The 15,183-nt window shown below is 46.5% G+C and carries 16 protein-coding genes; 12 read left to right on the top strand and 4 right to left on the bottom strand.

Features of this window, described 5'->3' with window-relative positions:
- The first annotated feature begins 434 nt into the window (after nucleotides 1-434).
- The 9 genes from MGMO_RS03520 to fliJ all read left to right on the top strand — a co-directional run bounded on the left by MGMO_RS03520 (nucleotide 435) and on the right by fliJ (nucleotide 8,641).
- A complete protein-coding gene (locus tag MGMO_RS03520) occupies nucleotides 435-614 on the top strand; it encodes a hypothetical protein (protein WP_036306731.1) in 180 nt (59 codons plus the stop codon).
- Between the two features lie 40 nt (nucleotides 615-654).
- Nucleotides 655-2,157: a sigma-54 dependent transcriptional regulator gene (locus MGMO_RS03515; protein WP_023493649.1), complete on the top strand. Its 1,503-nt coding sequence runs from the start codon at nucleotides 655-657 to the stop codon at nucleotides 2,155-2,157.
- 367 nt (nucleotides 2,158-2,524) lie between these two features.
- Nucleotides 2,525-2,773: a diguanylate cyclase domain-containing protein gene (locus MGMO_RS03510; RefSeq protein ID WP_200922695.1), complete on the top strand. Its 249-nt coding sequence runs from the start codon at nucleotides 2,525-2,527 to the stop codon at nucleotides 2,771-2,773.
- A gap of 261 nt (nucleotides 2,774-3,034) precedes the next feature.
- Nucleotides 3,035-3,349, top strand: coding sequence for a flagellar hook-basal body complex protein FliE (gene fliE / locus MGMO_RS03505; protein WP_023493648.1), 315 nt, complete (start codon nucleotides 3,035-3,037; stop codon nucleotides 3,347-3,349).
- A 36-nt stretch (nucleotides 3,350-3,385) separates the two neighbouring features.
- Nucleotides 3,386-5,134 (top strand): flagellar basal-body MS-ring/collar protein FliF, encoded by a 1,749-nt coding sequence (fliF, locus tag MGMO_RS03500; RefSeq protein WP_023493647.1) that lies wholly within the window; start codon nucleotides 3,386-3,388, stop codon nucleotides 5,132-5,134.
- A gap of 4 nt (nucleotides 5,135-5,138) precedes the next feature.
- Nucleotides 5,139-6,137: a flagellar motor switch protein FliG gene (fliG, locus tag MGMO_RS03495; protein ID WP_023493646.1), complete on the top strand. Its 999-nt coding sequence runs from the start codon at nucleotides 5,139-5,141 to the stop codon at nucleotides 6,135-6,137.
- Nucleotides 6,124-6,825 carry a flagellar assembly protein FliH gene (locus tag MGMO_RS03490; protein WP_023493645.1) on the top strand — a complete coding sequence of 234 codons (702 nt, stop codon included), beginning with the start codon at nucleotides 6,124-6,126 and terminating at the stop codon, nucleotides 6,823-6,825. Before fliG ends, MGMO_RS03490 begins: the two co-directional genes overlap by 14 nt.
- On the top strand, nucleotides 6,822-8,183 hold the full coding sequence (gene fliI, locus MGMO_RS03485; RefSeq protein ID WP_023493644.1) for a flagellar protein export ATPase FliI: 1,362 nt from the start codon (nucleotides 6,822-6,824) through the stop codon (nucleotides 8,181-8,183). The genes MGMO_RS03490 and fliI overlap by 4 nt, the downstream gene beginning before the upstream one ends.
- Nucleotides 8,180-8,641, top strand: coding sequence for a flagellar export protein FliJ (gene fliJ, locus MGMO_RS03480; protein WP_023493643.1), 462 nt, complete (start codon nucleotides 8,180-8,182; stop codon nucleotides 8,639-8,641). Before fliI ends, fliJ begins: the two co-directional genes overlap by 4 nt.
- 88 nt (nucleotides 8,642-8,729) lie before the next feature.
- Here fliJ and MGMO_RS03475 read toward each other — a convergent pair whose 3' ends face one another.
- The 3 genes from MGMO_RS03475 to flgM form a co-directional block, all read right to left on the bottom strand.
- Nucleotides 8,730-9,467 carry a flagellar brake protein gene (locus MGMO_RS03475; RefSeq protein ID WP_023493642.1) on the bottom strand — a complete coding sequence of 246 codons (738 nt, stop codon included), beginning with the start codon at nucleotides 9,465-9,467 and terminating at the stop codon, nucleotides 8,730-8,732.
- 120 nt (nucleotides 9,468-9,587) lie between these two features.
- Nucleotides 9,588-10,085 carry a flagella synthesis protein FlgN gene (locus MGMO_RS03470; protein WP_023493641.1) on the bottom strand — a complete coding sequence of 166 codons (498 nt, stop codon included), beginning with the start codon at nucleotides 10,083-10,085 and terminating at the stop codon, nucleotides 9,588-9,590.
- Nucleotides 10,086-10,093: 8 nt separating this feature from the next.
- Nucleotides 10,094-10,399: a flagellar biosynthesis anti-sigma factor FlgM gene (gene flgM / locus MGMO_RS03465; protein WP_023493640.1), complete on the bottom strand. Its 306-nt coding sequence runs from the start codon at nucleotides 10,397-10,399 to the stop codon at nucleotides 10,094-10,096.
- Between the two features lie 280 nt (nucleotides 10,400-10,679).
- On the opposite strand from flgM, the gene motA reads away from it, so the two are divergent.
- Nucleotides 10,680-11,543 (top strand): flagellar motor stator protein MotA, encoded by an 864-nt coding sequence (motA, locus tag MGMO_RS03460; RefSeq protein ID WP_023493639.1) that lies wholly within the window; start codon nucleotides 10,680-10,682, stop codon nucleotides 11,541-11,543.
- 11 nt (nucleotides 11,544-11,554) lie between these two features.
- Complete coding sequence (gene motB, locus MGMO_RS03455) at nucleotides 11,555-12,757, top strand: flagellar motor protein MotB (RefSeq protein WP_023493638.1); 1,203 nt, start codon at nucleotides 11,555-11,557, stop codon at nucleotides 12,755-12,757.
- Nucleotides 12,758-12,959: 202 nt separating this feature from the next.
- Here the strand turns inward: motB and MGMO_RS03450 are convergent, their stop codons facing one another.
- Nucleotides 12,960-13,655: a class I SAM-dependent methyltransferase gene (locus tag MGMO_RS03450; RefSeq protein WP_200922694.1), complete on the bottom strand. Its 696-nt coding sequence runs from the start codon at nucleotides 13,653-13,655 to the stop codon at nucleotides 12,960-12,962.
- 525 nt (nucleotides 13,656-14,180) lie between these two features.
- Here MGMO_RS03450 and MGMO_RS03445 point away from each other — a divergent pair.
- Nucleotides 14,181-14,567 (top strand): response regulator, encoded by a 387-nt coding sequence (locus tag MGMO_RS03445; protein WP_023493636.1) that lies wholly within the window; start codon nucleotides 14,181-14,183, stop codon nucleotides 14,565-14,567.
- The last annotated feature ends 616 nt before the right edge of the window (nucleotides 14,568-15,183 follow it).

Here is a 15,183-nt window from a genome sequence, read left to right as displayed (position 1 = left end):
ACACACAATCACCTGAAGGACACAAAAGCCAGTAACTGAACTGCTGGCTTTTTTATACCGATCCTTAGTCAAAAGCGACTGTATAGCACCCAATTTTCTTCTGGCCACTCTACCGTTGTTGCCCGAAAAAACCTCACCTTAACCGCTTAAGGGCGAGCAACTTACACGGTTAGGCGTCACTCGAGAATCACCAGGATCTTGATGCCGCCATAAATCACTTCCACGGCACTTTCATCTTTTACTATCCACTTCGCCTGGAATTAAAGGACGTTTTAGGCTATATTTCTTAGAGTTAGGATGCAACGCTATTGTATTTTGCCAACTAGACCAGAGGGGTAGCCGATAATATTCGGCTATGAGCCAATTGATTGACGATCCTATATCGAAATAGGGAATCCTAAAAAATCCTCTGGGGAAAGAATGTTCTTTGCACAATGGTTGTTGAGACAAGCGCATGCAAGCAACTGGCAAATGACAAGATTGGCTTCAATAATACCATCCAAACCCCTATCAGCCGTTCTGCATCGTATCTTAAAGTTGGGCTGTTATCTTTAAGCGGCAATGGCATATTGATAAGGACGACAGTTATTCTTGAAGGCTGGTTTCCAGCCTGAATATCGACCGCATTTATATTTTGAGTAATGAGTGTAACCAATGGCATTGCCTTACATCCTGTTAGTTGATGACAATAAAGCAAGATCCCAGAATCTTGAGACGATTCTCCAGTTTATGGAGTATCGCGTAAAAATCGCCGACTCAGCCAGTTATGACGCTTCTATCAGCGAACTCGATCAGTTGTTTGGCGTTTTTGTCGCTCACGACTTAACCAACCACGCAACCATCATTAAGGATATTACCCATAAGCCAAGTAAAATACCGGTCGTCTTAATCATTGAAAAAGACACTTCACCCCAGGATTCAGCAGCACTCGATGACAACATATTTCAAGCACTGGAGTACCCCGCCACCTACCCTGCCCTAAAGCGGATTACCGATAAAATTTCGGCCACATTTGGCGTTCAAGATTCCGGCCAAGAGCAAACACCGGAAGAAAACATCACCGAACGTAGAAGGGGCTTCACCGATCGGAGGGGATATGACCGCCGTTTTTCCGCCCAAGATCGTTTGAAAGGCAATAGCAAGGCGATTGCCAACATCCGCAAATCGATAGCGCAGGTTGCCAAAACGGACGCGAATGTCTTAATCCTGGGCGAATCCGGTACGGGCAAAGAAATTATTGCCCGGGCAGTGCACGACGCTTCCTTACGACGGCCAAAATTGTTTGTCCCCATTAACTGCGGGGCGATCCCTGCCGAACTGCTGGAAAGCGAATTGTTCGGCCATGAAAAAGGGGCTTTTACGGGTGCATTAGGCGTAAGGCAAGGCCGCTTTGAGATGGCGGAAGGCGGCACGTTGTTCCTTGATGAGATTGGCGACATGCCCATGCCCATGCAGGTCAAATTGTTACGCGTGTTACAGGAACGCACTTTTGAGCGCGTGGGCAGCAATAAAACCATGCACTGTGATGTCCGGGTTATTGCAGCCACCCATCGACACCTTAGTGAGGAGATAAAAGCCAATCGGTTTCGGGAAGACTTGTTTTATCGCTTGAATGTTTTCCCTATTGAAGTCACTCCATTGCGGGAAAGGATTGAGGATTTGCCTTTACTGGTGGAGGACATTATTTCCTGTATGGAATCGGCTAACCGTGGTTCCGTGCAGTTTACTAAAGCGGCCCTAAATGCCCTGATGCAATATGAATGGCCGGGCAACATCAGGGAGCTCGCCAATTTAATCGAAAGGATGGCTATCATTCACCCAGATGAGCGGGTAGATGTGTCAAATTTGCCGGAAAAATTTCAACAATATAAAGGGATAAGCGAAACAAGGAGTCCAGCCCAGCTATCTGATTCAGACGACATCTCCGAGTTATTGGAAAAAATCGACGTCAATGACAGCATAGACAGCTCGCCTGCCTTAGCTCAGTTACCCACAGAAGGCATAGACTTGAAGGAATACCTGAATGTCCTGGAAGGTGACCTCATCCGCCAAGCGTTGATTGAATGCAGCGGGGTAGTCGCCCATGCCGCCAAGCGCTTGAACATGCGCCGTACGACCTTGGTCGAAAAATTGCGAAAATACAATTTAGAGCGTTAACCAAGAAATAACTTATCCCCTCATTAACGGCCCAATATCACACCCACACTTGCAGGACGTTAAAAATATATGGGACTTACATTTTTTACAGAAAACGTGATTGATTGTCCCCAGGCGATTTAACCTTAGCCCTACATTTCCACAGTTATTACAAACCATCCTCGAAAGTGTGTTTTTCTTTGAACATCGGGGGCATATTACCGTCTTATCACCGCTCCTGTATAGAATCCAAACAAGAAATGAAAGAAAGAAGGCAATCGTATAAAGTGTAGATAGCATTTTTTGTTTTTTGATTACGAAGTTTGGGGGTTGCCGGGCATTATAAATAATTATTTGCTGGCTTTCATTATTGTCGATCCTTTTTTGGTTGAATTCTCTCGAAAATCGCGATAACTATCAGTTCATATTGCTACACATCATCAACTCCCTCAACTTACCCATCCCATTAGATGGTTCAACTGAAGCAACTGTGGGTGCAAGCATCGGCGTTACGATATTTCCTACTGACAGCAGCGAACCGGCTAGATTGTTGCAGCACGCAAACCACTCCATGTACCAAGCCAAAAAACCTGACCGTAACCGCATTTGCCTTTATGGTGAAACGGGCTATAACTAATAAAGATGAAGCGTATCGGGGCCACAACGAATGCTTTGACGTACGGGCCTAGAATGACGAATAATTGACACCCGTATACTCCAGTCGGAAAATCCGATCCGCGTCAATCTTTTGACAGCCTGATATATTTTGTTAACTAAACAAAAACAGCCAGTTATATTTTATACAGAAGCAATTTGGGGGTAATTTTACCATTTTTACACATGGCATAATTAATGCTTATTAATTGTCATTGATTATGAGAGTCCATTAGGTAAACCCATGAGTGACATCAATGTAAACCATATTTTAAACCAGATGCGGTCATTGTCGCTGCAAGCGGCAGGCAAGCCCGTCCAGGAAACAGGCGGCAGCACTGATTTTTCGTCATTGCTGCAACAATCACTCGCTTCCGTTAACGAAACGCAACAACGAGCAGGGAGAATGGTTGATGCCTTTGAATCAGGCGCATCCAATATTAGCTTAGCTGAGGTCATGGTGGAATCCCAAAAAGCGAATGTTTCTTTTCAAGCTACACTACAAGTCAGAAATAAATTGGTCGAAGCTTATAAAGATGTTATGAATATGCCAATGTAGTTGGCAATCTGCAATTTGACACATAGTGATTAGAAAATGAGCGAAAAACCCGGTAAGAATTTAGCCGAAACCAAGGGCATACAACAAGTATTGACAGCAAAAAGCAACGCCCATCCTGCTGTCAAAGGCTTGTCCGAATTGCCGATAGCACGGCAACTTGGCCTGATGCTAGGATTGGCGTTTAGCGTCGCTATCGGTGTCGCTATCGTACTGTGGTCCCAAGAATCGAGTTATAGCCGTTTATACGCCGAAATTGGCGAAAAGGATGTGACCGAAATCCTTGAAGTCCTAAACACGCAAAACATCAAGTATAAGGTTGAAAACGGCTCCGGTGCGATTATGGTGCCGACCGATGAAATCAATCAAATTAAGCTCAAACTGGCGGCAGTAGGGCTGCCTAAAAGCAATAGCGTAGGCTATGAATTGTTGGATAAGGACCAAGGTTTCGGTTCCAGCAAAAGTGTTGAACTGGTTCGCTTCCAACGCGCGTTGGAAGGTGAAATCGCACAAACCATTATGGCCATTCAAGGCGTAAAAACCGCGCGGGTGTTATTGGCAATCCCCCAGCAGTCGGTATTTATGCGCGACCGCAAAAAGCCCAGCGCCTCTGTTGTCGTCAACTTATACCAAGGCAGGTCGTTAGACAAAGGTCAGATTGAATCGATTATTCATCTGGTGTCTTCCAGCGTGCCCCAACTTGATGCCGACCAAGTCACGGTTGTAGACCAAAAAGGGCACCTGTTGAACAGTAGGGATTCATCATCTGTCAGCAATTTGACCACTAAACAATTTGAGTACAAGAAAAATATCGAAGAACACCTGATGGAGCGGATTGGTAACATTATGTCCCCTATGGTGGGCGATGGCGTGCGTGTACAGGTTTCAGCCGATGTTGATTTTACGGAGACCGACAAAACCCAGGAGTTGTTCGACCCAAAATCATCCGTGTTGCGGAGCGAACAAACATCGGAAGAGCAAAACAAAATGCCTGCCACACAAGGTGTCCCAGGTGCATTGTCTAATCAGCCAACAGCCGCCGCAGCAGCCCCGGAAACGACACCTGCATCCGGTACGGCACCCTCGCCTGCAGTCAATCCGTCAGCTGAAACCGCTTCTGCGTCCGGTTCAACTGCAAAAAATGCGACCAGGAACTTTGAAGTCGATAAAACGATCACCCATACCCGTATGGCGACAGGCTCATTGCGTAGACTGTCCGTTGCAGTGGTCGTTGATGACAAACGTATAACCCAGGCGGATGGCAAAGTGACTGCCCAACCTTATAAGCCAGAAGAAATCACCCGCTTTACTGACTTGGTGAAACAGGCCGTAGGCTTCGATAACGCCCGTGGCGACCAAGTCACTGTCACTAACGTCGCTTTCAAGGCACCGGAAGCCCCTGAAACCTTGCCCGAACCCCCGTTATGGAAACAGGACTGGGTGCTTAACCTGTTGAAACAAGTCGGTGCCATATTGGTGGTGGTGTTTATACTGCTCGGAGTACTGAGGCCTGCCATGCGTAACCTTTCTGGAATAAAAAAGGGATCTCCGGTAACTGAGGACGAATTAAGGGCAGCATTAGGTGAACTGGTATACGACCAAAACGGCAAAGCTGTCGCCTCCCTTAACCACCAACAACAAGGGACACTTGCATTGCCGCATGACATCGAAGATTTATTGCTGGTGGATGTCCCACCCACCTATGGAAGGCGATTGGAATATTTGCAGAGCGTTGTCGACAAGGATCCCCAATTAGTCGCCCAAGTCCTCAAGAGATGGGTGAGGTAACGACATGGAAGAGATGTCCCAAGCCGATCGTGCCGCCCTCTTATTGTTTGCATTGGGGGAAGAGAGGGCCTCCGCCGTTCTAAAACACATGGATGCCAGGGAAGTCCAACTTATCGGCTACTCTATGGCGCGGTTGAGGGACATTTCGCCGGATATGATTAACGTCGTGCTGGGGGAAGTGATTCCTGCGGTAAAGCACCAGACGTCCTTGGGTGTTGATTCGGACGGTTATATTCGCAGTGTGTTGATCCAGTCTTTGGGCGAAGATAAAGCGACCAGCGTCATTGAGCGCATCTTTTTGAGCACCGAGAGCAAGGGCATCGAACAATTGAAGTACTTGGACCCCAAATCAATTTCAGATTTGGTGCGCTTGGAACACCCGCAAATCGGCGCGATTATCCTGTCCATGCTGGGCAATGACAAGGCCGCTGAAGTCATGCAGCGCATACCCGAACACATCCGATCCGACCTGATGTTGCGGATCGCAACCATGCAAGGCGTACAACCCGGCGCATTGCGTGAACTGGATGCCATTATGGAAAAGCAACTAAGCGGCAGCGTAGCTGTCAAGGCAACCACCATCGGCGGGATTGAAGCGGCCGCTAGCATCCTTAACTTTATGGACGGCAGTGCCAGCAATCTTGTATTGAAGAAAATTTCTGAAAGCGATGCTGAATTGGCAACCAAAATTCAGGACAAAATGTTCGTCTTTGAAGACCTCACCTCCTTGTCCGGAAGCGACATGCAGACCTTGTTGCGCGAAGTTCCGACTGAACTGTTATTATTGGCGTTACGTGGTTCAAGCGATGAACTCAAAGAGAAAATATACGCCAATATGTCCAAACGCGCCGCAGAAATACTGAGGGACGACCTGGAGGCTTCACCGCCAGCCAAATTAAGTGACGTAGAAAAATCCCAAAAAGAAATATTGAGTATTGCGAAACAATTGATGGATTCAGGCATCATCATATTTAGCGTAGAGGAAGGCGATGAGCTCATCTAAAGGCATCGATTTCTCCGAATCTGAATTGGAAGCCTTAAATGTCTGGCGTTTGCCTGATGTCCCAAAATCAGGGGAAATGGTCGGCAACCCATCCTCGTCAATGCCGCAGTTGACGGTAAACGAAATTGAGTCCATGCAAAAGCAAGCCTACGATGAAGCTTTTGCCCAAGGGAAAGATGAAGGCTTTCAGCAAGGCTTTGAGCAAGGGCTAAAGGACGGTGCGAGGAAAGGTTATGAAGACAATGTCGAATTGCTGAACCAAAAAGCGAATGAATTTATCAGCCTTATGAAGTCATTAAGCGAGCCATTCAAGACCCTGGATGAAGAAGTCGAAAATGAATTGGTCAAACTCACTATCGCCATTGCTACCCAAATTATTCGTCGTGAAATCAAACTTGACCCAGGGCAAGTAATCGCCGCCGTACGCGAAGCGATTAACGTATTACCGTTATCGTCGCAAAAAATCATGTTGTATTTGCACCCAGAAGATGCCGGGTTAGTCCGCTCAGTGTTGTCCCTTGATGAAATGTCAACGCCTTGGGGCATAACTGAAGACCCCTTGATTACCCGGGGTGGATGCAGAGTCGACACCGATGTTTCCCATGTCAACGCGACGGTAGAAAACAGGTTAGCGGCTGTTGTTGCGACAATATTAGGCGGTGAACGGGAGCGGGACAAACACCTATGATCCCGGCTGCCAATAGATCACAAAGTTGGGTAAGCCAATTAAGGCCCTACTCCGAAAAATTGACGGAATCCACCGAGCTAATCGTTGAAGGCAAACTGTCCCGTATGGTGGGTTTGACATTGGAAGCGGTCGGATGCCGTGCGGCTATCGGCTCGCGTTGCCGAATCGAGACAAAAAATGGCAGGTCGATAGAAGCCGAAGTCGTCGGTTTTTCAGGGTCACGGGTATTTTTGATGCCTGCTGGCGAACTGCACGGGCTAGAACCCGACTGCCGCGTCATCCCGCTGGGTAAAAACAGTTTAGCGCGAGTTGGATTTGGCTTATTGGGCCGCGTCCTGGATGGTGCCGGCAATCCCCTGGACGACAAAGGCGCACTTAAAACCGATGCCCAGATTTCGCTCAATGGCACCCCGATTAATCCTTTGTCCAGAAAACCTATTCGCGAACCATTGGACGTTGGTGTACGGGCGATTAACTCCCTGCTTTGTGTGGGTCGTGGTCAACGTATGGGGTTGTTCGCCGGCACAGGTGTAGGTAAAAGTATCCTGTTGGGCATGATGACCAAATTCACCAATGCCGATATTGTCGTAGTGGGCTTAATTGGTGAGCGAGGCCGAGAAGTTAACGAATTCGTCCAGAAAATCCTGGGCGAAGACGGGCTTAAACGCTCTGTCGTTGTAGCTACCCCCGCCGACTGCCCGCCCTTGATGCGGGTACATGGCGCGTTGCTCGCAACCAGTATTGCCGAATATTTTCGCGACCAAGGGCTGGATGTATTGCTGCTGATGGATTCATTAACCCGCTTCGCGCAGGCACACCGCGAAATTGCGTTGGCAATCGACGAACCACCCGCCACCAAAGGTTACCCGCCTTCGGTTTTTGCAAAACTGCCGCACTTGGTCGAACGCGCTGGCAATGCCAATGTCGGCGGCGGCTCAATCACCGCATTTTATACCGTGCTGGCAGAAGGGGACGACACCAATGACCCGATTGCCGATGCCGCACGCGGGGTATTGGACGGACATATTGTACTCTCCAGAAGCTTGGCGGAATCGGGGCATTTCCCGGCTATCGACATAGAGGCATCAGTCAGCCGCGTCATGCCGGACATTGTTGAAACCGGCCATATGCAAATGGCACGGGATATAAGACGGATGTATTCCCTATATCAACAAAACCGCGACCTGATTAGTGTAGGCGCTTATCAGCCGGGTTCTGACCGCCGGATCGACCAAGCCATCGACAAAAACCCTGCTATTGTGGATTTTTTGCAACAAGATATGGATGAAGCCGTTGATTTTGAGCGTAGTTTACAAGAGCTAGGCATTCTGTTAGGCATAAAGGCAACAAAATCATGATAAAAAAATCCCAACGGATCAAAACAATAGTCGAGATTAAAGCGGCGCAAGAAAAAAATCAATTGGAAGTGTTGGGCGCATCCCAACGTAAATTGACGGCTATGCAAGCGCAAGTGGACGGCTTAAAGAAATATCGGATGGACTATCAAGATAAGTTCAATCAACTAGGAAACGTAGGCGCCAATGTAGGACAGTTGCTTGAATTCAGATCCTTTATGGATAAGTTGGACACGGCAATAGCCGGCCAGGAGCTCTCCCTGGATCAGAGCAGGGCTGATTTGGCGGCGAAAAGAAAAATCTGGGAGAACATGCACAACCGCACCGAAAGCCTAAAAAAAGTTTACGATTCTGCCCTGGCGACTGAAATAAAGCAGGAAAGTAAGTTTGAGCAATTGGCGCAAGATGAACGCGCGTCCAGGCTAGGACGAAACAATCCCGGCAATACGAGTAACGCCTGAATTTTCCGCCAACATCGGGAATTTCGCGCAAAACCTATTCTTCATAATAGCGTTTTGGCAGTTGTCGCCTAACGATTAGGTTTGGCGGTCAAAAAAGTACCGTTCCCATTTCTTTCTTTTTAAGTATTTCCCTTTCAACCTGCAACATATAACGCTGGATGGTGTCTTCAATTGAGGGGGCGAGGCGGGTAAATTTGCAGCCTATTTTTTCCAAACTGTTTGCTTTATCAGAATTGATGACGCACTTGTTCCTGACCTCAAAAGAAACGACGCATTCACCAACACCTTCTAATTCGAGCTTAATTTTTTCAAAATGGGCCTCGGGGATCATAAGCTCAGAAATCTCTTCGGACGTATTCAACATGGAAAAACCGCGAAGGCTGATATCGTATAACTTAAGTTTGACAGGTTCTTTATCTTTAATCGTTAATACGCAATGACTAGGCGTTGCATAAGGTGCCCTTAACCGAAAAAACTCCCTGTGTTCTATCCAACGCATCATTTCCGGCATCGGTGCGGTGAACGCCAGCTTACTTTGGTAATTAATCGGCACCAAATCTGTCAGATTAAAAACGACTTTTGCGCCTAAATGTTCCGTATTACAAATAATTTTTGGGCTACTCAGTAATTGTTCGGCTAATTCCTCCTTACAACCATCAAAAATTAAAATCTTATCTTTCTTGTCCACATCCAGTAATGTGGAAACGAATGAATCTTTCTTATCGCCAAAGTACACCGTAATCAGGCGTTTATTTTTAAGCAACAGGGATAGCTTGTTGATAATTTGTGCAGGGTTTCGGATGATAAATGCGGATTCATGTTCCATAGTGCGACAACCTACTATTTTTCAGGTATTTTTAGATATTGTAGATCTTCAACAATCAATGCGCTTGAAGCTTAACCGGGGAAATAGGCACAAGCAAGGCATTCTTGATTCAAGAATGCCTTACAAATAAAAAGTTAGGGTATGGGTGACCGGATCGCTTTTGGTTATACCGTCCCGCCCATAGGTGTTTGAACTGAATGGCTTACCTTTCAATATGTCCAGTGACCGTTTAGTATGTTGGGCCAACAGTTCGATGCTTGCGCCATTTTGTTCATTCAGCGCCTTGCACTCGGAACATAGAAGCTGAATTTGCGACCAATTCTTAAATGTCTCGGTCGTCGGCAATCCTTCCGCTTCCGCCCGTTGGAAATACACCTTAAACCCATCCCGATTATTGGGCAACTTTTCAGTTGCCAAAATTTGGCCGCATTGCTGATTAAATTGTTCTAGCTGACTCAACAACTGTCGTTTGTTGGCGGTAATAGCATCAAGCAATTCAGGCTGCGGGGAATCCTTAAGCATATCCGCTTCTTGGACAAATTGGCGATGAAGCTGTCTGGTCAAATCCAGGGTATTAATGATCAGCTTTTCCGCAATAGGCCAAGTTTTTTCTACCATTTCCCTGCTTATTTATTTTGTGGGGTTAAGTTTTCGTATTGCATCATTTTGTCTGCAATCCTTTCGGCATTAACCTGGTAACTACCCTCAGCAATGGCTTTTTTCACAGACGCGACCCGTTCTGCATCAACAATAGCACCAGAAGATGAAGATTCAAAGGCCTTTTTTATCCCTTGCGCTATACCGGTAATTGCAATACTGTCGCTCTTTTCGGCTTGCTTTGCCGCTTTATTCCCACCATCCATTTCAGTTTTTGGAACTGCTTTGGTGGCAATGGGCACACGCGTTCTGCCTGTAATTGATTCGATAGCCATGTCAAACTCCTAAATATGGTTTCATTGTACCTGTTATCGACAGCCCAACGAAAAACTTTAATGTAAAACACAAGTAGAAAATGCATTTCTTTAAGCATTAAAGATTAGCGCCATCTTATAAAGTGCCAATTGCTTTAAAAACCCTTCACCTGGAAATTACCTCTTCATATTAAAAAAGACAAAATTTTTTTGAACTACTATATTTACGCAGAGTGGCCTGGAATTTTTTCATCGGGTGAACATTTGTGTGCCGTATCCAACCGTTTCTTTAGAGGAATTTATGTTAGTTATTGTGGGCTATGTGCTGATCATTGGGGCAATCATGGGCGGATTTATCGGGGGAGGCGGACATCCGGCCGTCTTGTTCCAACCCTTTGAATTTGTCATTATCATTGGCGCCGCCTTAGGAGCGTTTGTGTGTGGCAACTCCATGCACGTCATAAAGGCCTCACTGAAGGAAGGAACAGGGACATTAAAAGGCGCCCCTTGCGACAAGGCTTTTTATCTTGAGTTGTTAATGTCATTTAACACCCTTTCCAGCAAAATACGCAAAGAGGGCTTATTGTCATTGGAAGACGTCATTGACGGCCCGGAAATCGAAACCATTTTTTCGCCCAAAGTCATGAAAGACCATCACCTGATGGAATTTATCCGCGACAACCTGCGCTTAATGGTCACCGGCATTGAGGCGCATGTATTAGAAGACCTGATGGACCAAGCTCTCGAAACACATCACGAAGAAGGTCATGGCCCGATCAAGGCTGTCAAAGGCCTGGCTGACGGTATGCCTGCTTTTGGGATCGTCGCCGCCGTATTGGGTGTCGTGCACACCATGGAATCGGTAAGTTTGCCGCCCGCCGAATTGGGCAAATTGATCGCAGCCGCGCTGGTCGGGACATTTTTGGGCATTTTGCTGGCTTACGGCTTTATATCGCCTGTCTCCAGTGTCATGGAAGACCGATTAGAAGCCCTCGGAAATGCCTATAAATGCACCCAAAAAGGCCTGTTATGCTGCGCGAATGCCATATCGCCCACGATGACCGCAGAATATATGCGGGCGATGATCCCTTCCAATCTGCGTCCCACTTTTGCTGAATTGGACGAACAGCTGAAAGCCCACAAAAATAAACCAGCCGAAGGTTAACAAACACCATTATGGCCGAACAACCCATCATCAAAAAAATAATCAAAAAGAAAGGCCAGGAGCATCATGGCGGCGCGTGGAAATTGGCTTATGCTGATTTCGTCACTGCCATGATGGCCTTTTTCCTGTTGATGTGGCTGTTAGGGTCAACGACCGAAGAAACCAAAAAAGGTATTTCCGAATATTTTCAAAACCCTTATAAAGCCGAAGAATCCAGTAAAGGTACAGCGCCACCGCCCGGAACCAGTGGTTCGCTTTCTGAAATACAAGGGAAAGAAGCCACTACCGATTTGGAACTTATCGCGGAAAAAGAAGAAAAGAAAAATTTGGCAAAACTAAAAGAAAAAATCGAAAAAATGATTAAGGACGACATTAAGCTGTCCGAAGCCAAAGATCAAATCAAGCTTGAAATTACGGACGAAGGCTTGCGTGTACAAATTGTTGACAGCAAGAATAAGCCCATGTTCAAAACCGGCAGTTCGGAAACCGAACCTCAAATCAGGACTATCCTGAGCGCACTTGCCCCAGTCATCAACAGCTTGCCTAACCGGATCACCATCAATGGGCATACTGATTCGCAGCCCTTTTCAGGCAACCGGAAGCAATACACCAACTGGGAGCTTTCCAGCGAACGTGCGAATGCCGCCCGCTTTGTATTGACCCAGGGCGGCCTTGGGGAGGATAAGATTATCCGAGTTGCCGGCCTGTCAGACAGTATTCATTTTAACAAGAAAGATCCGCTAGACCCGATGAACAGGCGGATTTCCATCATAGTGATGAACAAAAAAGCAGAGAAGAAAATACTGGAGGCTTCGTCGGGAAATATGCCTGCTGCCACAGATGAAAAAGCACCGGCACCAGTGGAAGCGCCCGCTCATGGAACTAAAGAGGGCGGCGACGAACACCAGCCCACAGATGCCGCAGCCCCGCATGATGCGCCTGAAACCAAGGCCCATGAGCCATCGACAACGCCAGAAAAACCTACTGAAAAACCCGTAGTTGGGGAGACTGGACCTAAACCCGAGCCGACAACCCCGACGGAAGCCGAACATCAAACCAAAGCTCCACCGACTGAAATACCAGCAGGTACAGAATCTGCTCCCCAGCCTGAATCCGCACCTCCACCAGCCGAAACGCATGAACCGGCTGGAACACCAGAAAAACCAGCGGCTGATGCCGAAGCCAAACCCGCTCCTGAGCCTGAAAAGCATTAGAACGGAACTTGCCAAGCTTAAGGCAGGAAGTAATCCTCTCCCTGCGGGAGAGGGCTGGGGTGAGGGGAAAATAAATAAGGAAAATGCCTACGCTCATCCTAAGCTTTGCCCTCCAAGGATAGGGGAAGTATGGCAACGGATAGAGAATCCGCAACCTTCCCTAGAGGAAAGAAAACAACCGCTCAACCCCACGGCATTGCTGTTACATCCGCCACACCAATAAAGTGGATTGATGCAAATCGTCTATGCTGACAACCTCAACAGGTACATGTCCAGGCACAGCAAAAGTACTGCTGATAAAAACCGTCCCAGAGCGCATTTCCGCTTGCGCCTTCCGCCATAACCGTTCCATCGGCGCGGGTGAAAGATACGCAAACACCACATCGTAATGGGAAAGGTCGCAATTCCATAGATCGCCCCAATATACCTGGCATTGGCGGTAACCACCCAAACGAAACCTCAACCAACTCCACAAGAAAGGCAACGGGGCTGATTCAATACCGTAATAATTTCCGTCAGGACGACTGTTCGCCAGATGCGTCAAAACACCGCCCAAACCTGAACCAATATCCACAAAAGAAAAAACCATGCCCAGTTTTGGCTGCGGAAGAAAGTTTTCCAACGCACGCCACACTTTTTCGCTGGACAAATACAGTGGCACCTGGGTGCGAAAAGTGTTCCAAAACACCAATAACATGATAAAGAAGGCCACAAGAAAAAAGTTGGGGTGAATATTTAGCGCAAACACCGCTACCAGAGCGGGGAGAAATAAAAATTGGATAAACCACCACCACCTGTCGAGTTTGGCAATATAACTAAAACTAGCGGCAAACACCCCACTAGAACAGGCAAATGCAATGGGTGACAGTTTCAAGGTAAAAATATGTGTTACAAACATCACCCCCAGAACAGCCACGAATTGCAAAAATAGGGCAACAAGAACAACGGGAACCCTAACGAGCTGTTTTAACAAAATAGCGACTCCCTATTGGCTAAATGCCCGAATTTCAAAAAAGCCATGATGATTGGCAATCCCTAATGCACTTTCCTTTGCCTTCAAAAAAGAATGTATTTTATTGATTTCAAGACAAATAAAAAAATATCTTTCTGTCATGACAAGAAAATACTTCAACTTTTATGTGAACTTCATAACGTAAATTACATTGCGTTACAGATAGATTACCAAGATTAGCCTATAATGTCGCCATACAGGGAGCAAACAAAAATATGGCGCTCACGCGAGAAACACCCAAAACCGTTTAAAAATAACAATTGCCATTTTTGGAACTACGGGGGCTTGTTCGACACTCATCAAAGCATTAACATAGCCGGACAATTCTGCCTGTACTTATAAATAATTATGTCACCCGCCTCACAATGAAGGGCTGACAGTTACTGAACGACGTGATAACTGGGATTTACAATGGACTCAAAAGAAATATTTCTCAATAAAATCCTGATTGTTGATGATGTCTTATCCATGCGAAGCTTGACCAAAGCCATTTTGCGGGAAGCTGGCTTCGCGCATGTGTTTGATGCACCGGACGGGCAAGAAGCCCTAAAACTTATGCAGAAAGTCAGGGTCAACCTCATCGTGTGTGACTGGAACATGCCTGTCATGAGCGGGCTGGAATTTTTTAAGGCGGTACAAGCCGATCCGAAAATAGCGGGGACACCTTTCATTATGCTGACCTCTTCATCAGAAGGCAGCAAAGTTAAAGAAGCCGTTACGGCAGGCATCACGGCCTACATGATAAAACCCTTTAAACCTGCCGATTTAGTCAAAAAAATTAGTGGTATGTTGAGTTAAAACGCTACATTTGTGACGTTTTGCAGCCAACTCCTCAGCAGTTAATAGCCTTCTTTCACCCTACCCCTAGCGACACAAGCTCCATGCCTGTTGCCGAAATCCCTAACACTCACCCCTCAAGGACGAAGAGGGTTTAGTGCTTAGCCCAAGCCCTAAACCTCCGCTGTAAAGAATATCTCAGCACAATCCTGCCGATCTCAATCCGGCAACCCATACAAGCCCACAAATCAACCCACACCAGCCCTAAAAATAACGCCAATCAAATTTGATTTTATCACCCTTCTTTACTATGCTTTATTCAATAAAAAGAAGTAGTTTGTAGACTAGTAAACAGTTTAAAGTTAGTTAGGCAACGTCCAAATTTCGTGACCTTGTTGAACGCTAATCTTTAATTTGTCATACACGAAATTTTATACTTGCCCATAAAGTTCCGCCATAGAACCACAACGGCGCGATTTATCAGAAAACTATGATGGAGTTCCCATAATCAGTAACGACATCAACATCAAGTAGATAATTAAGCTAAACTTCTCCGTAAGTTACAGCAAAAACGAAAAAGCGATTCTAACTTTAGGCCTAACCTTTAGGTTTACGTATCGGCTTCAACAATTGGGGT

This window comes from Methyloglobulus morosus KoM1 (genome assembly GCF_000496735.2).
Lineage (GTDB): Bacteria > Pseudomonadota > Gammaproteobacteria > Methylococcales > Methylomonadaceae > Methyloglobulus > Methyloglobulus morosus.
This window is presented reverse-complemented; position numbering and strand designations above follow the sequence as displayed.